The 20259-nt window shown below is 63.6% G+C and carries 16 protein-coding genes; 9 read left to right on the top strand and 7 right to left on the bottom strand.

Features of this window, described 5'->3' with window-relative positions; all coding sequences use genetic code 11:
* Positions 1-36 precede the first annotated feature (36 nt).
* The 6 genes from sucC to lpdA all read left to right on the top strand — a co-directional run bounded on the left by sucC (position 37) and on the right by lpdA (position 8841).
* Positions 37-1233, top strand: a complete 1197-nt coding sequence (gene sucC, locus AB6N07_RS02130) for an ADP-forming succinate--CoA ligase subunit beta (protein ID WP_370676179.1) — start codon at positions 37-39, stop codon at positions 1231-1233.
* A 4-nt stretch (positions 1234-1237) separates the two neighbouring features.
* Positions 1238-2152, top strand: a complete 915-nt coding sequence (gene sucD / locus AB6N07_RS02125; RefSeq protein WP_370676178.1) for a succinate--CoA ligase subunit alpha — start codon at positions 1238-1240, stop codon at positions 2150-2152.
* Between the two features lie 234 nt (positions 2153-2386).
* Positions 2387-5356, top strand: a complete 2970-nt coding sequence (locus AB6N07_RS02120) for a 2-oxoglutarate dehydrogenase E1 component (RefSeq protein WP_370678176.1) — start codon at positions 2387-2389, stop codon at positions 5354-5356.
* A 61-nt stretch (positions 5357-5417) separates the two neighbouring features.
* On the top strand, positions 5418-6647 hold the full coding sequence (gene odhB / locus AB6N07_RS02115) for a 2-oxoglutarate dehydrogenase complex dihydrolipoyllysine-residue succinyltransferase (RefSeq protein WP_370676177.1): 1230 nt from the start codon (positions 5418-5420) through the stop codon (positions 6645-6647).
* A gap of 117 nt (positions 6648-6764) precedes the next feature.
* Positions 6765-7400 (top strand): LysE family translocator, encoded by a 636-nt coding sequence (locus AB6N07_RS02110; RefSeq protein ID WP_370676176.1) that lies wholly within the window; start codon positions 6765-6767, stop codon positions 7398-7400.
* Between the two features lie 52 nt (positions 7401-7452).
* Positions 7453-8841 (top strand): dihydrolipoyl dehydrogenase, encoded by a 1389-nt coding sequence (lpdA, locus tag AB6N07_RS02105; RefSeq protein WP_370676175.1) that lies wholly within the window; start codon positions 7453-7455, stop codon positions 8839-8841.
* Positions 8842-8845: 4 nt separating this feature from the next.
* Here lpdA and AB6N07_RS02100 read toward each other — a convergent pair whose 3' ends face one another.
* From AB6N07_RS02100 to AB6N07_RS02080, 5 genes are all read right to left on the bottom strand, one after another.
* Positions 8846-9766 (bottom strand): DMT family transporter, encoded by a 921-nt coding sequence (locus AB6N07_RS02100; RefSeq protein WP_370676174.1) that lies wholly within the window; start codon positions 9764-9766, stop codon positions 8846-8848.
* Between the two features lie 99 nt (positions 9767-9865).
* The gene (locus tag AB6N07_RS02095) at positions 9866-10810 is read right to left on the bottom strand and encodes a tyrosine recombinase XerC (RefSeq protein WP_370676173.1); all 945 of its coding nucleotides are present in this window, start codon (positions 10808-10810) and stop codon (positions 9866-9868) included.
* A gap of 532 nt (positions 10811-11342) precedes the next feature.
* Positions 11343-12830, bottom strand: a complete 1488-nt coding sequence (locus AB6N07_RS02090) for a hypothetical protein (protein ID WP_370676172.1) — start codon at positions 12828-12830, stop codon at positions 11343-11345.
* A complete protein-coding gene (locus AB6N07_RS02085; protein WP_370676171.1) occupies positions 12799-13935 on the bottom strand; it encodes a LacI family DNA-binding transcriptional regulator in 1137 nt (378 codons plus the stop codon). Before AB6N07_RS02085 ends, AB6N07_RS02090 begins: the two co-directional genes overlap by 32 nt.
* Before the next feature lie 224 nt (positions 13936-14159).
* Positions 14160-14663 carry an L-2-amino-thiazoline-4-carboxylic acid hydrolase gene (locus AB6N07_RS02080; RefSeq protein ID WP_370676170.1) on the bottom strand — a complete coding sequence of 168 codons (504 nt, stop codon included), beginning with the start codon at positions 14661-14663 and terminating at the stop codon, positions 14160-14162.
* A gap of 287 nt (positions 14664-14950) precedes the next feature.
* Here AB6N07_RS02080 and accD point away from each other — a divergent pair, with 287 nt between their 5' ends.
* Both accD and AB6N07_RS02070 read left to right on the top strand, forming a co-directional pair.
* Positions 14951-15826: an acetyl-CoA carboxylase, carboxyltransferase subunit beta gene (accD, locus tag AB6N07_RS02075; RefSeq protein WP_370676169.1), complete on the top strand. Its 876-nt coding sequence runs from the start codon at positions 14951-14953 to the stop codon at positions 15824-15826.
* Between the two features lie 90 nt (positions 15827-15916).
* Positions 15917-17239, top strand: coding sequence for a folylpolyglutamate synthase/dihydrofolate synthase family protein (locus tag AB6N07_RS02070; protein WP_370676168.1), 1323 nt, complete (start codon positions 15917-15919; stop codon positions 17237-17239).
* A gap of 11 nt (positions 17240-17250) precedes the next feature.
* On the opposite strand, the gene AB6N07_RS02065 is transcribed toward AB6N07_RS02070, so the two are convergent.
* Positions 17251-17919 carry a sulfate transporter family protein gene (locus AB6N07_RS02065; RefSeq protein ID WP_370676167.1) on the bottom strand — a complete coding sequence of 223 codons (669 nt, stop codon included), beginning with the start codon at positions 17917-17919 and terminating at the stop codon, positions 17251-17253.
* A gap of 116 nt (positions 17920-18035) precedes the next feature.
* Here AB6N07_RS02065 and AB6N07_RS02060 point away from each other — a divergent pair, with 116 nt between their 5' ends.
* The gene (locus tag AB6N07_RS02060) at positions 18036-19040 is read left to right on the top strand and encodes an adenosine kinase (protein ID WP_370676166.1); all 1005 of its coding nucleotides are present in this window, start codon (positions 18036-18038) and stop codon (positions 19038-19040) included.
* Between the two features lie 53 nt (positions 19041-19093).
* On the opposite strand, the gene AB6N07_RS02055 is transcribed toward AB6N07_RS02060, so the two are convergent.
* Positions 19094-20080, bottom strand: coding sequence for a 2-hydroxyacid dehydrogenase (locus AB6N07_RS02055; RefSeq protein WP_370676165.1), 987 nt, complete (start codon positions 20078-20080; stop codon positions 19094-19096).
* Positions 20081-20259: the final 179 nt, after the last annotated feature.

Genomic DNA, 20259 nt, shown 5'->3' with positions numbered 1-20259 from the left:
GCCTCTCTTCCCCACTCCCAAGCCAAGGACTTCCGGATGAACATCCACGAATACCAGGCAAAGGCCCTGCTCAAGGGGTTCGGCGCGCCTGTCGCCGCTGGTGTGCCCGTCTTTTCCGCCGACGAGGCCGAGGCGGCTGCAAGGTCTCTCCCCGGACCGCTCTGGGTCGTGAAAAGTCAGATCCATGCTGGTGGTCGTGGCAAGGGTCGGTTCAAGGAAGCCTCCGCTGGCGACAAGGGTGGCGTTCGCCTTGCCCGTTCCGTGGATGAGGTTGTGGAATTCGCGCGCCAGATGCTGGGTGCGACTCTGGTCACCAAACAGACCGGCCCGGCCGGCAAGCAGGTGAACCGCCTCTATATCGAGGACGGCGCCGATATCGCCCGCGAGCTTTACTGTTCGCTGCTGGTCGATCGCGCGGTCGGTCGTGTCGCCTTCGTCGTCTCCACCGAAGGCGGTATGGACATTGAGACGGTCGCCCACGATACGCCGGAGAAGATCATCACTGTCGCCATCGATCCCGAGGCCGGTGTTGTTGCCTCCGATGTCGCGGCCATCGTTTCCGCGCTGAAGTTGGATGGCGCCGCGGCCAAGGACGCCGAAACCTTGTTCCCGCTGCTTTATCGGGCCTTCGTCGACAAGGACATCAGCCTCCTCGAGATCAATCCGTTGATCGTCTTGAAGGACGGCCATCTGCGCGTTCTCGACGCCAAGGTGTCCTTCGATGGCAACGCGCTCTTCCGCCACTCGGATGTCGAGGCGCTACGCGACCTCACCGAGGAGGATGAGAAGGAAATCGAGGCGCACAAGCACGACCTCGCCTACGTTGCGCTCGCCGGCAATATCGGCTGCATGGTCAACGGCGCCGGCCTTGCCATGGCCACCATGGACATCATCAAGCTCTATGGCGCCGAACCGGCCAATTTTCTCGATGTTGGCGGTGGCGCGTCCCGTGAGAAGGTGACCGCGGCCTTCAAGATCATCACCGCCGACCCCGCCGTGAAGGGCATTCTGATCAACATCTTCGGCGGCATCATGAAGTGTGATGTCATCGCCGAGGGCGTCATCGCCGCCGTGCGCGAGGTTGGCCTCAAGGTCCCCTTGGTCGTTCGTCTCGAGGGCACCAACGTTGCCCTCGGCAAGAAGATCATCGCCGACAGCGGCCTCGATGTTATCGCCGCTGACGATCTAGACGATGCCGCCCGTAAGATTGTCGCCGCCGTGAAGGGAGCCTGACGCGATGTCCATTCTCGTCAATAAGGACACCAAGGTCATCGTCCAGGGTCTGACCGGCAAGACCGGTACGTTCCACACCGAGCAGGCCCTCGGCTACTACGGCACGCAGATGGTCGCCGGCGTCACCCCTGGCAAGGGCGGGTCCACCTGGGAGGGTACGCTGCCCGACGGCCGCAAGGCGGTTCTGCCGGTGTTCGACACCGTCGCCGAAGCGCGCGAGAAGACCGGCGCCAACGCCTCCGTCGTTTACGTGCCGCCCAAGGCCGCCGGCGCTTCGATCATCGAGGCGATCGACGCCGAGATGCCGCTGATCGTCACCATCACCGAGGGCATTCCCGTGCTCGACATGGTGAAGGTGAAGGCCCGGCTCGACCGTTCGGGATCGCGTCTGCTCGGCCCCAACTGTCCCGGCGTGCTGACGCCCGGCGAATGCAAGATCGGCATCATGCCCGGCTCCATCTTCCGCAGGGGTTCGGTCGGTATCGTATCGCGTTCGGGAACTCTGACCTACGAAGCGGTGTTCCAGACGACCAACGAAGGCCTCGGCCAGACTACCGCCGTCGGAATCGGCGGTGATCCTGTGAAGGGTACCGAGTTCATCGATGTGCTGGAACTGTTCCTGGCCGACCCCGAGACGAAGTCGATCGTCATGATCGGCGAGATCGGCGGCTCGGCCGAGGAAGCTGCCGCGCAGTTCCTCAAGGACGAGGCCAAGCGCGGCCGCATGAAGCCGATGGTCGGCTTCATTGCCGGTCGTACGGCGCCGCCGGGCCGCACCATGGGTCACGCCGGTGCGGTGATCTCCGGTGGCAAGGGAGGGGCCGAAGACAAGATCGACGCCATGCAGGCGGCCGGTATCGTCGTATCGCCGTCGCCGGCTCAGCTCGGTCGGACCCTTAGCGAGCGGTTGAAGGGCTAAGGCAGTCGCCTTTCCATCTGTGGCCATGACTTGAAGCCGCGAACGCGACTTCCGGCCCCAGCAAAGCCCGTGAGAGAAGCGCCAAAGCCAGGGCCGGCGATCCGCCGGTACCTGAGACAAACAACAGAGGCCAAGCATTCGCCGGAATGCGGTTGCTTGGTCATCGATATCCACGGCGAAGCGATCCTGCTGTCGCCGGAACGCGAGGACGGAGCGGACGGCTCCGAAACGCACATGGCACGGCAGAACGACAACGACGCTTTCGCCGGAACCTCGTTCCTCTACGGTGGCAACGCCACCTATATCGAGGCGCTTGAGGCCCGCTACCTCGCCGACCCCGCCTCGGTCGATCCCGAATGGCGGGAGTTTTTCGACGCTTTGTCCGAGCCGGCGGTGGCGCGCGGAGCGCGGAGCGCAAGCTGGACCCGTTCGGACTGGCCGCCTAAGGTCAACGGCGAGCTGGTCTCCGCTCTCGATGGCAACTGGCCGGAGGCCAGCAAGATCCTCGAGAAGAAGATCGAGGCAAAGGCCCAGCCAGCCGGCATCAGTGCTCAGGAACTCAGGCAGGCGACGCTCGATTCGGTGCGCGCCATCATGATGATCCGCGCCTACCGCATGCGCGGCCATCTCCACGCCGACCTCGATCCGATCGGCGTTGCCAAGAAGCTCGACCACGAGGAACTGCACCCGACGAGCTACGGCTTCACCGAGGCCGATATGGACCGGCCAATCTTCATCGACCACGTGCTTGGCCTCGAATACGCCACCGTGCGGCAGATGATCGATATTCTTAAGCGGACCTACTGCGGCACCATCGGTTACGAGTTCATGCATATCTCCTCGCCCGAGGAGAAGGCGTGGGTCCAGGAGCGCATCGAAGGGCCGGACAAGCAGATCGAATTCACCGATAACGGCAAGAAGGCCATTCTCAACAAGCTGGTGGAGGCCGAGGGCTTCGAGAAGTTCCTCGACGTCAAGTATACCGGCACCAAGCGGTTCGGTCTCGATGGTGGCGAGAGTCTCATTCCGGCGCTCGAACAGATCATCAAGCGGGGCGGCAATCTCGGCGTCAAGGAAATCGTTCTTGGCATGCCCCACCGTGGCCGCCTCAACGTGCTGACGCAGGTGATGGCCAAGCCGCACCGGGCGCTGTTCCACGAATTCAAGGGGGGCTCCTACGCCCCTGACGACGTCGAGGGCTCCGGCGACGTCAAGTACCACCTTGGTGCCTCCTCGGATCGCGAGTTCGACGGCAACAAGGTGCACCTCAGCCTGACGCCCAACCCGTCGCACCTTGAGATCGTCAACCCGGTTGTGCTCGGCAAAGTACGCGCCAAGCAGGATGTATCGGCCACCGTTTGGGAAGGCGACATCATTCCGCTGCGCGAGCGCGTCAAGGTGCTGCCGCTGCTCCTGCACGGCGACGCTGCCTTCGCCGGCCAGGGCGTCATCGCCGAGTGCTTCGGCCTCAGCCAGTTGCGCGGTCACCGTGTGGGCGGTTCGATCCACTTCATCGTCAACAACCAGATCGGTTTTACCACCAACCCCCACTTCTCGCGTTCGTCGCCCTATCCCTCCGACGTTGCCAAGATGGTCGAGGCGCCGATCCTGCACGTCAACGGCGACGATCCCGAGGCGGTGGTCTATGCCGCCAAGGTGGCCATCGACTATCGGCAGAAATTCCAGAAGCCCGTCGTGGTCGACATGATCTGCTATCGCCGGTACGGCCACAACGAGGGCGACGAACCGGGCTTTACCCAGCCGCTCATGTATTCGAAGATTCGCGGCCATGCGACGACGCTGCAGATCTACGCCAAGAAGTTGATCGACGAGGGGGTGATCACCCAAGACGAAGTGATCGGCATGCAGGCTGCCTTCCGACAGAAGCTCGATCAGGAATACGAGGCGGGCCAAGCCTACAAGCCGAACAAAGCCGATTGGCTCGACGGTGCCTGGGCCGGCCTCAAGGTCGCCGACAGCTTCGACGAACAACGGCGCGGCCAATCAGGCGTCAACATCGAGACGCTCAAGGAGATCGGCCTCAAGATCAACACGGTGCCGGCGACCTTCAACGTCCATCGGACCATCCAGCGCTTCCTCGATGCCCGCAAGAAGGCGATCGATACAGGCGAGGGCATCGACTGGGCGTTGGGCGAATCGCTGGCCTTTGGCTCGCTTGCTCTCGGTGGCCACAAGATCCGCCTTTCGGGTCAGGACTGCGAGCGCGGCACCTTCAGCCAGCGTCATAGCGTGCTCTATGACCAGGAGACGGAAGCGCGCTACATCCCGCTTGCCAACCTGTCACCGGAGCAGGCGCCTTTCGAGGTCGTCAATTCCATGCTCTCGGAAGAGGCGGTTCTCGGTTTTGAGTATGGCTATTCGCTAGCCCGCCCCAACGCACTCATCCTCTGGGAGGCGCAGTTCGGCGACTTCGCCAATGGCGCCCAGGTCGTGTTCGACCAGTTCATCTCCGGTGGCGAACGCAAGTGGCTGAGGATGTCGGGTCTCGTCTGCCTGCTGCCGCACGGCTACGAAGGGCAGGGGCCCGAGCATTCGTCTGCTCGCCTTGAGCGCTGGCTGCAGCTCTGCGCCGAGGACAACATGCAGGTCGCCAACTGCACGACGCCGGCCAACTATTTCCACATTCTCCGGCGCCAGCTGACACGCGATTTCCGCAAGCCGCTGATCCTGATGACGCCGAAGTCGCTGCTGCGCCACAAGCGGGCAGTGTCCAAGCTCGCCGACATGGGGGCCGAAACCTCGTTCCACCGGTTGCTTTGGGATCACGCCGAATCGGATCCGGAGACGGTAACGGTGCGCCTCAAGCCCGACGCGGAAATCCGACGCGTCGTGATGTGTACCGGCAAGGTCTACTACGACCTTCTCGAGGAGCGCGAGAAGCGCGGCATCGATGACGTTTATCTCTTGCGCGTCGAGCAGCTCTATCCCTTCCCAGCCAAGGCACTGGTCAACGAGCTTTCGCGCTTCCCCAACGCCGAGCACGTTTGGTGTCAGGAAGAGCCCAAGAACATGGGTGCCTGGACCTTCGCCGACCCTTATCTCGAATGGGTCCTGAAACAGATCGGCGCCAAGATTCCGCGTGCCCGCTATGCCGGCCGGGCGCCGTCGGCAGCTACCGCCACTGGCCTGATGTCCAAACATCTCGCCCAGCTCGCCGCCTTCCTCGACGAGGCGCTCGGCTAACCGGCTTTCGAGGCGGCCATCCGGCCGCCTCCATCCCCTTCGCATCTGGAGAGAAGCTCAAATGGGCAACGAGATCCGCGTCCCGACGCTCGGCGAATCGGTGACAGAGGCGACCATCGGCCGCTGGTTCAAGAAAATTGGCGATGCCGTTAAGGCCGACGAGCCTCTGGTCGAGCTTGAGACCGACAAGGTGACCATCGAGGTGCCGGCGTCGGCCGACGGCACGCTTTCCGAAATTTTGGTCGAAGCTGGCGAGACCGTCGGCGTCGGTGCCCTGCTGGGTTCGCTTGGCGCCGCGTCCGAGGCCGCCCAGCCGTCGAAGGCGGCCGAACCGGTCAAGCCGGCAAAGGCAGCGGAATCCGCTGCTCCTGCCAAGGCGGCCGAGCCGGTCAAGGCAGTCGCACCGGTGCCGCCGTCACCGGCCGCCGCCCGCGTCATGGCCGAAACCGGTACGAGCGTGGAGAGCGGTTCCGGTAAACGCGGCCAGGTGTTGAAGGAAGACGTGCTGGCGGCCGCTGCTGCCATTCGCACCGCCGCTCCAGCGCCCGCCGCTCCGTCGGCGCCCCGCGCTCCGGTTGGCGCCGCTGACGCCAGCCGCGAAGAGCGGGTCCGGATGAGCAAGCTGCGCCAGACCATCGCCCGTCGCCTCAAGGAAGCGCAGAACGCCGCTGCCATGCTCACCACCTTCAATGAGGTGGACATGACCGGCGTGATGGCGCTGCGGTCATCCTACAAGGACCTTTTCGAGAAGAAGCACGGCGTCAAGCTCGGCTTCATGGGCTTCTTTGTGAAGGCCGTGGTGCAGGCGCTGAAGGAAATCCCGGCGGTCAACGCCGAGATCGACGGCGAGGATCTTGTCTACAAGAACTACTACCACGTCGGTGTCGCCGTCGGCACGGACAAGGGCCTCGTCGTACCGGTGGTGCGTGACGCTGACCAGCTTTCCATCGCCGGCATCGAGAAGAAGATCGGCGAATATGGCAAGCGCGCCCGCGATGGCCTCCTGCGCATCGAAGAGATGCAGGGTGGCACCTTCACCATCTCCAACGGTGGCGTCTATGGCTCGCTGATGTCGACCCCGATCCTCAACGCGCCGCAGTCGGGTATTCTCGGCATGCACAAGATCCAGGAGCGGCCGATGGTCGTCGGCGGCAAGATTGAGATCCGGCCGATGATGTATCTGGCGCTGTCCTACGATCACCGCGTCATCGACGGCAAGGAGGCGGTAACCTTCCTCGTCCGGGTCAAGGAGAATCTCGAGGAGCCGCAGCGGCTCGTTCTCGATCTCTAGCTCCCGCAGCGGGGTACACTTGACCGACCCTCCCTCCCAGGCGGAGGGAGGCGGTCTGTCAGCCACCACTATCGTGGCCTTCCGAAGAGTGCGTTCGCGGTCATCGAAAGGAAGCCGATGTCTCCTTATCTCGGGGAACTTGCCAGCCTCATGGCGGTCTTCTCCTTTGCCATCGTGGCGCCCGGAGCAGACACTGCCATGGTGATGCGGCAAAGCCTCATGCACGGGAGGCGAGCCGGCATTCTGACCGCCTTCGGTGTCGGTACGTCTCTGTTGTTTCACCTGACCTATACGATCCTGGGGTTGGGGCTGATCGTTTCGCAGTCCCTGCTGCTGTTCTCCGTGGTCAAGTGGGCAGGCGCCGCCTATCTGACCTACATGGGGGTGATGGCACTCAGGGCACCGGCCCCGACATTGCCCGAGGCCGGCACCAACGAGGTGATCGCGCCGATGAGCGACGCCCGTGCCTTTGGGCTGGGCTTCGTGACCAATGCCCTCAATCCCAAGCCGATATTGTTTTTCCTGTCCCTGTTCTCGGCGCTGGTCAGCCACGAAACACCGGCGTTGGTGAAGGGGGCCTATGGGCTGGTGATGGCCACCTGCCTGATTCTCTGGTTCTCTGCCGTTTCCTGTTTCTTGACCATGCCCAAGGTGAGGAGCGCCTTTGCGCGCGCCGGCCTTTGGATCAACCGCGTGACCGGTGCCGTCTTTATCGCTTTTGGCGTCCGTCTGGCCCTGTCGCGGGCCGAGTGATTGATGGCGCGTAACTGAATACAGGCCGCCGCAGCCTCAAAGGAGTGCTTCCATGTCCTTCGATCTCGTTGTCATCGGTACCGGTCCCGGCGGCTATGTGGCAGCCATTCGCGCCGCCCAACTCGGCATGAACGTCGCCGTGGTTGAGAAACGGGCGAGCCACGGCGGCACCTGCCTCAACGTTGGCTGCATTCCCTCCAAGGCGCTCTTGTACGCCTCCGAGATGTTTCATGAGGCCGGCCACGTGTTCGCCAAGCTCGGTGTGAAGGTCGGGGCACCCGAACTCGATCTTCCGGCGATGATGGGCCACAAGGACGCCACCGTGCGGGGCAATGTCCAGGGCATCGATTTCCTGTTCAAGAAGAATAAGATCACCGTCCATCGCGGCACCGGCCGCATCGTCGCGACCGGCAAGGTGGAGGTTACCGCCGAAGGCGGCGAGACGACGGTCATCGAGACGAGGAGCATTCTGATTGCCACCGGCTCTGATGTGGCAGGCCTGCCCGGCATCACCGTCGATGAGAAGACCGTGGTATCCTCGACCGGTGCGCTGTCGCTCGAAAAGGTACCCGAGCATCTGGTGGTGATCGGTGCCGGCGTCATTGGCCTGGAGCTCGGCTCGGTGTGGCAGCGTCTGGGGGCTCGCGTCACGGTCATCGAATATCTCGACCGCATCCTTCCGGGGATCGATGGTGAGGTTGCCAAGGCTTTTCAGAGGCTGCTTGAGCGTCAGGGCTTCGCTTTCAAACTCGGGCGTAAGGTGACCGGTGTCGACGGCGGCACGGTGAGCTTTGAGCCAGCAGCCGGCGGCGAGACCGAAACGGTTACCGCCGACGTGGTGCTGGTCGCAGTTGGCCGCAAACCCTTTACCGAAGGTCTTGGTCTCACTGAGATCGGCGTGAAGCTGGACGCAAAGGGGCGCGTCGAGATCGATGGCCATTACGCCACGAACGTGCCGGGCATCTACGCTATCGGCGACGTGATTGCCGGGCCGATGCTTGCCCATAAGGCTGAGGACGAAGGCATCGCGGTCGCCGAGCTCTTGGCCGGCAAGGCGGGGCACGTCAATTACGATGTCATTCCGGCGGTGGTCTACACCTCTCCGGAAGTCGCCGCCATCGGCCGGACTGAGGAAGACCTGAAGGCCGCCGGGGTACCCTACAAGGTCGGCAAGTTCAGCTTCCTTGCCAATGGCCGCGCCAAGTCGATTCTGAAGACCGATGGCTTCGTCAAGATACTGGCACATGCCGATACCGATCGGGTTCTCGGTGTCCATATCATTGGGCCGGGCGCTGGCGAGGCGATCGCCGAGGCGGCGGTGCTGATGGAGTTCTCCGGTTCGGCCGAAGATCTCGCTCGGACCTGCCACGCCCATCCGACATTGTCGGAAGCGATGAAAGAAGCGGCGCTGGCCGTCGACAAGCGGGCGATCCACGCCTGAAGGATCAGCGACGGCGCCGGTCGACCACCGTGAACAGACCGACGCCGCCAACCACCAGCGCCGTACCGAGGAGGTCGACGCTGCGCAACGGTTCGCCGAGGATCAGTACGGCGAGAAACAGCGTCACCACTGGCGATAGCGTGCCAATTGTGGAGTTGGCGGCGGCCGAAATGCGCGACAGCGCCGCGCTCATCAGGAAGCTCGGCAGCACCGTCGCGCCGATGGCCAGCGTCACCGCGAGCGCAAAGGCTCGCCCGGACACCAAGAGCGCCGACAGCGGGTGGGTCGCCAGAAACATCAAAAGCACCACCGCCGCCGCGCCAGTCATCGCGACGGAGGTGAAAAGCGGCGCCCCCAGGATGGCGATGCTGCCGCCAGCGAGCAGTTGGTAGAGCGCAAAGGAGACGGCAGCGGCCAGCACCCAGAGGGTGCCGACGACGATATCGCCACCGCTTGTCTCAAAATCGGCAAGAAAAACGACGGCGAGACCAAGATAGGCGATGCCGAAGGCTGTGATCGGCTTCCAGCGCAACGGCACGCGGAACAAGACCGCGCCGAGCAGCAATACGAACAGCGGATACGTGAAAAGAATCAGGCGTTCGAATTGCGGTGTCAGGGTTTCGAGGCCCTTGAAGTCCGCATAGGACGAGAACCAATAGCCGATCATCCCGATCAGCAGCGCCTTGATATAGGCAGGCATTGGAACCGCTATTTGGCGCTTTCGGGTATAGGCGATGAAGCCGACGGCGACGTAGATGGGCACGGAAAGGCCCATCCGGAGAGCGAGCAGCGTCACCGTATCCACGCCCTCGGCGAAGGCGAGCTTGATAAGGATACCTTTGGCGGCAAAGAGCACGGCGCCTAGGGCAGCAAATCCATAGCCGATCCAGAGCGGACTGGCTGAGGGAGCGGAAGAGGTTTTCAAGAGGCAGCGGCCCGGAGGGCTCCCGGCAGATTGGTGAGGCGGCAAGCCTTAAGCCATTCGGCAGAGCGAGGAAAGCCAGCTGACGAAACGATCACGGTCTCAGGCGCGCGGATGCGCCCCCTTCCAGGCGGCCACCAGCCGTTCAGCATCGACAGATGTATAAACCTGGGTCGTCGACAGATTGGCATGGCCAAGGAGCTCCTGAATGGTGCGGAGGTCGCCGCCGGAGCCCAGAAGATGTGTAGCGAAGGAATGTCGAAGCGCGTGCGGCGTCGCCGTCTCGGGGAGACCAAGTGCGCCACGTAGCCGCTGAAGGGCAAGCTGGATGATGCGGGGCGACAGCGGTCCGCCCTTTACACCACGGAACAGGGGCTCGTCCGGCGCAAGGCGGAAAGGCGCCAGCCGAACATAGGCGGCGACTGCGCGCCCGACCGCCGGCAACACTGGCACAAGACGCGTCTTGCCGCCCTTGCCGGTAACACGCAGGGCTCCGCCTGCCTCGGATGGCGCCTCGGCGGCAGTCAGCGCCAGAGCCTCGGAAATGCGCAGACCGGCGCCATAGAGCAGAGCCAGCACCGCGCTGTCTCGGGCAGCGACCCAGGGCTCCTCAGCGAGAGTGCCGGCGTCGGCTACGACCGATAGGGCATCGGCGATGCCAAGCGGCCTTGGCAGGCGGCGTGGTGCCTTCGGCGCCCCGACGGCGGCGACAGCGGCGCTGGTCGTCTCCCCTCGCTTTTCAAGGAAGCGAATCAGCGAGCGGATGCCTGAGAGGCTGCGAGCAAGGCTTGGCGCCGCGAGGCCATCGCGTCGCCTGCGAGCGAGAAAGGCGCGATAGTCGGCTGGCGAAAGCCGGCTGAGGTCGGCAATGGTTGGTGGCGCGCCGAGGTGGCCGGTCAGAAAGCGGACGAAGTCATCCACGTCACGGCCGTACGCCTCGTCGGTCCGTGGACTGAGACGTCGAAGGTCGGCCAGTCCGCGCCGCCACTCAGTGACGGCGGCGGCGAGGTCGGGCGCCATGATGATGAGAGGAGCGGCTTCTGTCATCGGTCCATGCTTTCGGCTCGAACTGTCGGCCGAAAAGCTGAATGGCCGATGAACGCCGACCTCAGGGTCGGTTCAAGGGACTGAGTGTAGAAAGGTCCTCATGATAGCCCGACGGCGGAAAAATCGGCGGGTTCGCGCTCCAAGGAGGGCCGCGTCATGCTTCACAGGCGTCTTCTCACTACCCTTGCCGCCTCTCTCGCGGTGGCACTGATCGCCGCAGCCGGCCTGGCCGGTAGCGCATCGAACGCGGCAGCCGACGGCTTCTACTTTGGCTATAACGACGGTCCGCGCATGCCGCCTCCGCCCCCGCGCTGGGGTTGGGGCCCGCCGCCCCCGCCCCCCGGACCGGCCTGGGGCGCGCCTGCATGGGGACCTCCGGGACGTGGCTGGGGACCACCCCCGCCGATGTGCCGGCCGCGTTGGGTCGATAGACCGATTGTCGATCCCTGGGGTCGTGTCGTCCGCTATCAGCGCGTGCAGGTCATGGATTGCGGTCCACGCCACCACCGCTGGTGATGGCTGGCGGCTGATTTTACGGCGTGACGATGGCCGCATCGCCGTCGGATATGACGTCGATTACCTCGAACCCGCCACCCCGATTATAGGTGTGAAGACCTGAGAGGGGTGGCGCTGGCCGCAGCGCCATCAGCTTCGTTTCGGCATAGCCGCCGGCGTCGAGCCGGTCGACGCGGGCAAAGCCGAGGCCGGCACCATAGCCGCCGACGCTATCCTGGAAGGGACGAACGACGCTGGTTCCCAATGAGAACATCCGGCCGGCCGGTCTTGCCGAGGAGACGTCCACTTTGGCCGGCCCGGAGAACAGGGGGGCCCACTGCCCGGTCAGGTGCTCGGCAGCAAATATGGCCAGGCCGTCCCAGCTTGAGCCCCAGTGCGGACGCACAGTGCCAAAAAGATAACAGCGGCCATCTGCTCGGAAAAGCGTGGCATCGCCGAGATCGATGTCGTCGATCAGTACCGCCGCCCTTTCCCAATGGTCAGGGAAATTGACGGCGCGCCACAGTTCGACCTTGCGGCGGCCGGAACTCTCCGGAATCATGTAAAGAGCCCCGTCTTCTTCGAAGACGAAAGGATAGGACAGATGGCAGTCCGTCTCGATCACCGGCCGAGGCGTACCTACAGGGCCATTGGCTCCAAGCTCGACCGCCGAGATGAGGCCCTTTTCGGTGGCAAAGGGAAATTCTTCTACGAAAAGAACGGTTCGGCCGCCGTAGCGCACCACGAAAGGGTCGGCGTAAAAGCGTCCTCCATCGTCGCTTAGCCGTCGCCAACGGCGACCGGCAATTGCCGGTAGCGCGCCGTCGCCCGTTTCATCGGTTCTCCAAGCCACCGCCCAGTTGGGTGGCGTGCGCACGAGACGCTCAAGGCGGGCGGCAAGAGAGCGCGCGAAGGCAGCCGCGGCGAAGAGTGCCGGCTGACCACGTCGGTGCGGCGATGGCTCGGCTTCGACGCGCGGCAACGTCAGGCTACCGAGCGTGGCGCCAGCTGCCAGCCGACCGGCGGCCAACGTCAACATCTCGATGGCTCGACCGGCGGCGATCGTCATGCCTGAGCCGAGCTGCCGCCGGTCCTCGACAGCGACGTGCCAACGGCCGGCCAGGCGTTGTTCACCATTCACGACGGCGATCAGATCAATGAACGGTTCCTCACCGGCCATGATGGCGTTCGCGGCGCCGGCGGCAACGCCGAATCCACCCACGGTAATCAGCAGTCGGTCGCCGGTGGTCTCCGCCGAGGCCGCCAGATCTATGACGATATCAGCATCCGCGGTGCCGATTGGCAGGTTGAGTGCGGAGAGCGACAACCGGTCAAGCGGTCCACTGCGCGGTCGCCGGAAGGCGAGGGCCTCGAAGGCAAGGCAAAGATCGAGAAGGCCAGCCGGCGGGGGGCCGGCCACCATGGCAATCGCGCCACTGGCACCCGAGGCAGTCAGAACGTCGGCGATAGCCTTAGCTTGCCAGCGCCGGAAATCAGTGGAATCGATCAGAAACGAGACGCGCATGCGGCCCTCCCCCGCCGATGCTGCCACGACGATATCTTCTGCCGCGCGTCCGCGCCGCGCCGCCACCCCGATCTGACAGAAGCTGGCCAGGCGGCGGCCCGACGGTGGCGCCGGTGATCAATTCGGCGCCAAACTCCACCAGGATGCAGGACCGCACCGGCTTTGGAATCATCAGCCGCGATTCCATAATCGCCAGGGCCGACTTGGCGAGGTGTTCATAGCCGACATTGATCGTTGCCAGATCGGTGGGCCGCATCTCCCGGATGCCGTCGCAGCCGATCACCGACACGTCGTCCGGTACCTTGAGGCCGGCTGCCAATAGCGCCTTTAACGCGCCCTCGGCCAACGGGTCGGAGAGGCAGAAAATAGCCGTCGCACCATCGAGGCCAATAGATTCACGGAGTCGCGACGCAACCGCCGCCTCGCCTGCCTCAACTCCATCTTCACCTGCGATAATTGCCTCCGCCGCGGTGAGGCCCAGAATATCGATCGTTTCGACGAATCCGGCGCGCCGGATTGTCAGATGGTCGCGGCCGGCCGTGCCCAGCACCAGCATGCGGTTATGTCCCGCCGCGACGAGATGCCGCACCGCCATGCTGGCAGCAAAAGCATTGGCTGGCACCACGGCGTCGGCTCGGCGCAATTGTTCCTCACCATTCATAATGACCAGCGACAGACCGGTCTTGACGAGTTCGCTGAGGTCGAGCCTACCACTGCTGCTCATCACGACGACACCACTGGCCTTTTCGGCTCTGGCGATCTTTTCAATGTCATGAACGTCGATGCCATTACCGTCGGAAACGGATGTGGCGATCTTCAGCGACCGGCGCTCGCATTCCTTCTCAAAGCCTTGGTAAAGAGCTCGGTTGCGGAAGGCAGCATCCCCCGACATCATGAACCCACTGTCGAAGGCCACCACCACGCGCTCCATGGTCGCGATGGTCGCCTTGGCCCGCCGTTGGTCGAGATAGCCAAGCTCGCGGGCGACGGCCAGCACGCGGTCGCGCACCTCGCGGCTGATCGAGGCGGTTCCATTGAGGACATGCGACACGGTGCTGACGGCAACGCCCGCTTCCCTGGCGATATCGCGAACCCCGACTTTCATCGAACTCTTTCCGCGCCGCCCGTGTGACATCGGTCGGGCGATCCAAAGCCAAAAAACAATGCCGGCAAAGGCCGGCAAGGGCCTTTGTGACCAGACATTTTTGTAACTTTCGTTTCTGACAGCTCTTTCATCAACCGATTTGGCCGGCAGATGCAAGACCAGCAGCGGCGGATGGTGGCAATTTCACCAAACGGTCGTTTTCGAGGTAAACGCCTTGATGCAAATCACTCCGATTCACCTTTTCCAGTGACGGGGGCCGGTCCCCCCGCCTTTTCGAGGCGATAGCGGAAGTCGCAGCGATGGCCGCCCTCCATGATCGTCTCGGTGCGATCAAGACGCATGGCCGGATTGTAACCCTCGCAGAAGGCGGCATCGCGATTGCACGAGAGCAGCGCGCCGATCTCGGCCAGCCCCATTTCCTTGTAGGTTTCGGCATAGCGGCAGCGGGTGACATCGTAGGAGAACCGGTCAGGTCCGACCTCTCTCACCTCGATCGTCAGAGCATCTTCCGCCGTCCAGGCGGGCAGGATGGCCTCGAAGTCGGTGAAATCCGGCATGTGGCCAAGCTCAGCGCGGCATTTTTCGCCGTGGGCGATCGCCGCCTTTCGGATGGCGGCATCGATGGCCTCGCGCGCCGGGCCTGTGCCGAAGCGGGTCGTGAGTTCGCGAAAGAGGTGACCGACGATCTCCGCCTCAATGCGGCGACGTTCGATGATGGGCATCGTCATGGCGTGTCTCCTATGCGGTCCAAGGCTAACCCGATCGACGATCATCGAAAAGCGATGTCTTGCCAGTCAGAAAGGGAAACGGAAAGCAGAAGCCGCGGCGAGGAAGCCAAAGCCGAGGACCTGTTAGCGATCATGGCGGAAAACTGGAAGGGCTTTGGTCCTCGGGAAGGCTGTGCTATGAGAGCCCGACGAAGGACCGGCGGTGCCCTCAAGCTTGGCTGCGGCCGGTTCCGCGCCGGAAACGGCATGGCCGACCGGCGTTCCGCGAGCAAAGGTCGAAACTCCCCGTGAACTGGATCAACAACGTCGTCCGCCCGAAAATCCGCTCCCTCTGGTCCGCCAAGCGCGACGTGCCCGAGAATCTTTGGGTAAAGTGCCCGGAGACCGGCGAGATGGTTTTCCATCGCGACCTCGAAGCCAATCAGTGGGTGATCCCCAACTCCGGCTATCACATGCGCATGCCGCCGAAGGAACGCTTCGTGCAGCTGTTCGATGGCGGCGAGTACGAGGCGATTCCGACGCCGAGCGTGACGCAGGATCCTCTCAAGTTCCGCGATGAGAAGCGCTACGTCGATCGCTTGCGCGATTCGCGCGCCAAGACCGGTAACGATGATGCCATATTGGTCGGAGCTGGTCGGGTCGAGGGTAACGCCGTGGTTGCCGCCGTGCAGGATTTCGACTTCATGGGCGGCTCGCTCGGGACCGCGGCCGGTGAGGCGATCATCCGTGGTGTCGAGGAGGCCGTGGCCCGTTCGGCTGCCTTCGTCATGTTCACCGCTTCCGGCGGCGCCCGCATGCAGGAGGGTATCCTGTCGCTAATGCAGATGCCGCGCACCACGGTGGCCGTCGAGATGCTGCGGGAGGCGGGCCTGCCCTATATCGTCGTGCTCACCAATCCGACGCTTGGCGGTGTCACGGCCTCCTATGCCATGTTGGGCGACGTTCACATCGCCGAGCCGGGCGCGCTGATCGGTTTTGCCGGCCCGCGCGTCATCGAGCAGACCATTCGTGAGAAGCTGCCGGAGGGCTTCCAGCGCGCCGAATATCTTCACGAGCATGGCATGGTCGACCTTGTGGTACACCGCCATCAGATGCGCGCCACTATCGGCCGCTTCGTCCGCCTGCTCACCCATTCCAAGGGTACGGCGCTCATTTCGGCCTGACGGGCGACGACGTCGATATCACGATCCCCCGCGCCGCCATTACGGCGGCGCGTTCCATTTGGGCGCCTTGCCCGCAGCCGGACGTCTGCCATGGAAACGCCGCTCGACATCATCGACCGCCTTGGCGCGCGTTGGCCGAAGGGCTTTGATCTTTCGCTCGGCCGTATCCGCCGCCTGCTCGACGCGCTCGGCAACCCCGAACGCCGTCTGCCGCCCGTCTTCCACGTCGCCGGCACCAACGGTAAGGGATCGACTGTGGCCTTTCTTCGGGCGATCCTGGAAGCCGACGGGCTACGGGTGCACGCCGACACATCGCCGCATCTCGTTCGCTACAACGAGCGTTTCCGCCTCGCCGATAGTTCCGGCGCCTCGAGCTTCGTCGGTGACGATGCCCTGGCTGATGCGCTTTCCCGCACAGAGAAAGCCAACGGCGACGAGGCAATTACTTTGTTCGAGTTGCTCACCGCAGCTGGTTTTCTTCTGTTCGCCGAGCGGCCGGCCGACGCTTTGTTGCTGGAGGTTGGCCTTGGTGGCCGGTTCGATTCCACCAACGTCGTCGATCATCCGGCAGTCTCGATCATCACCTCGATTTCGCTGGATCATCAGGCCCATCTCGGAGACACAGTCGAGAAGATCGCCTTCGAGAAGGCCGGCATCATCAAAGCCGGCGCGCCGGTGGTGTTGTCGCCCAATCCGGACGGTGTCGTCGCCGTGATCGAACGTGTGGCCTCGGAAGTTCGCGCCGGTTCGATGATGATCGGCGGTCAGGAGTGGACGGCCTTCGAAGAGCACGGTCGCCTGGTGTTCCAGGATGTCGACGGTCTGCTCGATTTGCCGCGGCCGCGCCTTCCCGGCCGTCACCAGATCGCCAACGCCGGTGCGGCCATTGCCGCTGTGCGGGCGGCCGGCTTTCGAGTGGGGCATGATGCCTTCGAGCGCGGCATGGAACGCGTGGAGTGGCCGGCGCGACTGCAACGACTGACCACCGGCGCCATTGTCGACGCCGCCCCGGAAGGCTCGGAGATCTGGCTCGACGGTGGACACAATCCCGGCGCCGGCGAGGTGATCGCTTCGGCAATGGCAGATCTCGAGGAGCGCGTTGCCCGGCCGCTGGTGCTCGTTGCCGGCATGCTCGTGACCAAGGATCCGGCTGGCTTCTTCGAGGCTTTCGCCGGCCTTGCTCGCCGCGTTTATACGGTGCCTATCCGTGGATCGGACTCGGCGCGCGACCCCCAGGCGCTTGCCGCCGAGGCGCGCGGGGCTGGCGTTACAGCCATGGCGACCAGCGGGGTTACCGCCGCCCTTTCCCATCTCCGCGAAACGTGGTCGGGACCAGCCCCGCGCATCCTGATCTGCGGCTCGCTTTATCTCGCCGGTGAAGTGCTGGCCGACAACGGCACACCGCCAACCTGATGACGGGATGATCAAACCCGTTCCTGTCGCTCGGCAAGCTTCACGATGTGCACCATGAGCGCCGTGGCGTAGAGGGGCGTCAGGATATTAACGATGGGTATGGCAAGCAGCAGCGCTATTGAAAGGCCGCCCAGCATAACCTTGCCGGAATGGACGCCTCGGAGCGCGCGCGCTGCCTCCGGCGAGCGAAAGCGCATCGCGACCTGTTCGAAATATTCTCTTCCCAGCAGATAGGCATTAACGACCAGGAAGACGGGTACGTTGAGGCCTGGCAGGAAGAGCAGCGGCAGCATCGCGATGTTGACCAGCACCACCAAGGCGGTAAACCGTAACGCCAAGATGAGGCTGGTCATCAGCGGCTGCGATACGCCCGGCCGGTCGGCAGGATAGCGCGTCCGTTCTACGACTTCCGCCACCTCGTCGGCGTAAAGACCGGCGAACAGTGCCGCCACCGGAGCGACCAGAAACCCGAGGCCGACGAACAGAACAAGGCCAACCAGCCAATCGACTGCTGTCCGCCAGTCTTCCGGCAGTGCTGTTGCAAAGTGTTCGGCCGCCGCGAAGGTACCGATCCAGACCACGGCGAGCAATGCGAGCGTTAAGCCAATGGACTTCAAAAGCACGGCCCGGAAGGGCGGTGTAGGTATGTCGCGCAGGGCGAACAAGACGGCATTCAACATTCTGCGAATTTCTCCTTCAAATGCCGTATTGGCGCGGCTTGTCGGTCAGTTGGGAATGGTCTACGCCAAATGGAAGAGCTGTCCGCGTCGACGCAGGACCAAGGAGACTTTTTCAGATGAGCCTCGACTTCGATGTGCTGACTATCGGCAATGCCATCGTCGACATTCTCTCTCCCGCTGAAGAAGACATGTTGGTGAGGCTTGGTGTCACCAAAAGCATGATGCGGTTGATCGACGCTGAGGAGGCCGAGCGTATCTACGACATGATGGGCCCTGCGGTCGAGGCGTCCGGCGGCTCGGCGGCCAACACGGCGGCCGGCGTTGCCTCCTTCGGTGGGCGCGCCGCCTATATCGGCAAGGTGGCGACCGACGCCTTCGGCGAAGTTTTCACCCACGATATCCGCTCGCAGGGCGTGCATTTCGAGACGCGGCCGCTTTTTGACGGCGCCCCCACTGCTCGCTGCATGATTTTGATCACGCCCGACAGTGAGCGGACCATGAACACCTATCTCGGCGCGTGTCATCATCTCACCGTCGATGACATCGAAGAAAAGATAGTGGCCGCTGCCCGCTATACCTATCTCGAGGGCTTCCTGTGGGATCCGCCGGAAGCCAAGAAGGCCTTCCGCAAGGCGGCGGCCATTGCGCATGCTCATGGCCGTCTTGCCTCCATCAGCTTGTCGGACAGCTTCTGTGTCGATCGTTTTCGCGCCGAATTCCTCGAGCTGATGCGTTCTGGCACCGTGGATCTCGTCTTCGCCAATAAGGAAGAGGCCAAGGCGCTTTACGAAACGCATGACCTTGATACCGCGGTCGCCTGCCTCCGGCGCGACTGCAAGGCAGCGGCGGTGACGCTGGGTGCCGACGGCGCGCTGGCCTTCGACGGCGATGAGTTGGTGTCGGCGCCTGCGTCGCAGGTGGATGAGTTGGTGGATATGACCGGTGCCGGCGATCAATTCGCCGCCGGCTTCCTCTACGCGCGTTCCCGCAACCTGCCACTCGTCGAAGCGACCCGGTTGGGTTGCCTTGCTGGTAGCGAGTGCGTCGGCCATATCGGTCCACGCCCGGCCGTCAGTCTTGCCCAGCTTGCTCGCGACAATGGTCTGAAATTGCCGGTCTGAATTCAATGAAGTTGAAGCCGCGTCAGCGGCTTCCGGTACCTGAGGCAAAAGTCTCACAACATCGACGGCAACACGCGGTCGGGCAGGTGATGCTCGTCCATGAAGGCGCGGATGTTGACGATCACCTTTTCCCCCATCTCGATGCGGCTCTCGATGGTAGCCGAACCCATGTGGGGCAGCAGCAGCGCACGACCGCATTTGACGAGCTTCGGACTGATCGCCGGCTCCTGCTCGTAGACGTCGAGGCCGGCGCCAGCCAGCTCGCCAGCGATCAGCATGCGCGTCAGGGCCGCCTCGTCGACGATCTCGCCACGAGCGGTGTTGATGAGATAGGCATCCGAGCGCATCAGCTTCAGTCGACGCGCCGACAGAAGATGGTAGGTCGCCGGCGTGTGCGGGCAATGGACGGTCACGATGTCCATGCGATTCAGCATTTGGTCGAGGCTTTCGCACCAGGTGGCTGCGAGCTTGTCCTCGATCTCCGGCGGCAGGCGATGGCGGTTGTGGTAGAAGACCGACAGGCCGAAGGCTTCGGCGCGGCGAGCGACGGCCTGACCGATGCGCCCCATGCCGACGATACCGAGCTTCTTGCCCCGCAGACGGTTACCGAGCATGCCGGTGGGCGACCAGCCCTGCCATTCGCCAGCCTGAAGCGCTCGCATGCCATCGGCCATGTGACGCGGCACGGCGAGGATCAGCGCCATGGTCATGTCGGCGGTGTCCTCGGTGAGCACGCCGGGTGTGTTGGTCACGGCAATGCCGCGCTCTGTCGCCTTGATCACGTCGATGTTGTCGACGCCATTGCCGAAATTGGCAATCAGCTTCAAGCCCTGGCCGGCCTGCCCGATGACGCCGCTATCGACGCGATCGGTAACGGTCGGCACCAGCACGTCGGCGATTCGGCTCGCCTCGACCAGTTCGGCCTGGGTCATCGGTCGATCGGTCGGATTGAGGCGGACGTTGAACAGCTCGCCCATGCGCGCCTCGACGACGTCGGGCAGCTTGCGCGTCACCACCACCAAAGGCTTTTTGCCGACCATATTGGTTTTCGTCCTTCCTCAAGGCTGCCGACGGGCAACAGCCTGTCGCGGCAAGTGTCGGCCAGCCGCTTCCGGGCGTCAATCCGGCGGAGGTCCGATCCGCGATCATTCCTTGCGCGGCGGCGTTGACGCAACGTTAACTTCGACCGGCAACCATTGTAGCGAGTGCCGCTTTTGTC

The sequence above is a fragment of the Pleomorphomonas sp. PLEO genome, from assembly GCF_041320595.1.
Classification (GTDB): Bacteria; Pseudomonadota; Alphaproteobacteria; order Rhizobiales; family Pleomorphomonadaceae; genus Pleomorphomonas.
The sequence above is the reverse complement of the archived record's forward strand: the minus strand, read 5'-3'. Positions and strand labels throughout refer to the sequence as shown.

Coding starts and splice junctions, on each gene's coding strand:
- sucC (WP_370676179.1), top strand. CDS start 37: ATGAACATCCACGAATACCAGGCAAAGGCCCTGCTCAAGGGGTTCGGC.
- sucD (WP_370676178.1), top strand. CDS start 1,238: ATGTCCATTCTCGTCAATAAGGACACCAAGGTCATCGTCCAGGGTCTG.
- AB6N07_RS02120 (WP_370678176.1), top strand. CDS start 2,387: ATGGCACGGCAGAACGACAACGACGCTTTCGCCGGAACCTCGTTCCTC.
- odhB (WP_370676177.1), top strand. CDS start 5,418: ATGGGCAACGAGATCCGCGTCCCGACGCTCGGCGAATCGGTGACAGAG.
- AB6N07_RS02110 (WP_370676176.1), top strand. CDS start 6,765: ATGTCTCCTTATCTCGGGGAACTTGCCAGCCTCATGGCGGTCTTCTCC.
- lpdA (WP_370676175.1), top strand. CDS start 7,453: ATGTCCTTCGATCTCGTTGTCATCGGTACCGGTCCCGGCGGCTATGTG.
- AB6N07_RS02095 (WP_370676173.1), bottom strand. CDS start 10,810: ATGACAGAAGCCGCTCCTCTCATCATCATGGCGCCCGACCTCGCCGCC.
- AB6N07_RS02090 (WP_370676172.1), bottom strand. CDS start 12,830: ATGCGCGTCTCGTTTCTGATCGATTCCACTGATTTCCGGCGCTGGCAA.
- AB6N07_RS02085 (WP_370676171.1), bottom strand. CDS start 13,935: ATGAAAGTCGGGGTTCGCGATATCGCCAGGGAAGCGGGCGTTGCCGTC.
- AB6N07_RS02080 (WP_370676170.1), bottom strand. CDS start 14,663: ATGACGATGCCCATCATCGAACGTCGCCGCATTGAGGCGGAGATCGTC.
- AB6N07_RS02070 (WP_370676168.1), top strand. CDS start 15,917: ATGGAAACGCCGCTCGACATCATCGACCGCCTTGGCGCGCGTTGGCCG.
- AB6N07_RS02065 (WP_370676167.1), bottom strand. CDS start 17,919: ATGTTGAATGCCGTCTTGTTCGCCCTGCGCGACATACCTACACCGCCC.
- AB6N07_RS02060 (WP_370676166.1), top strand. CDS start 18,036: ATGAGCCTCGACTTCGATGTGCTGACTATCGGCAATGCCATCGTCGAC.
- AB6N07_RS02055 (WP_370676165.1), bottom strand. CDS start 20,080: ATGGTCGGCAAAAAGCCTTTGGTGGTGGTGACGCGCAAGCTGCCCGAC.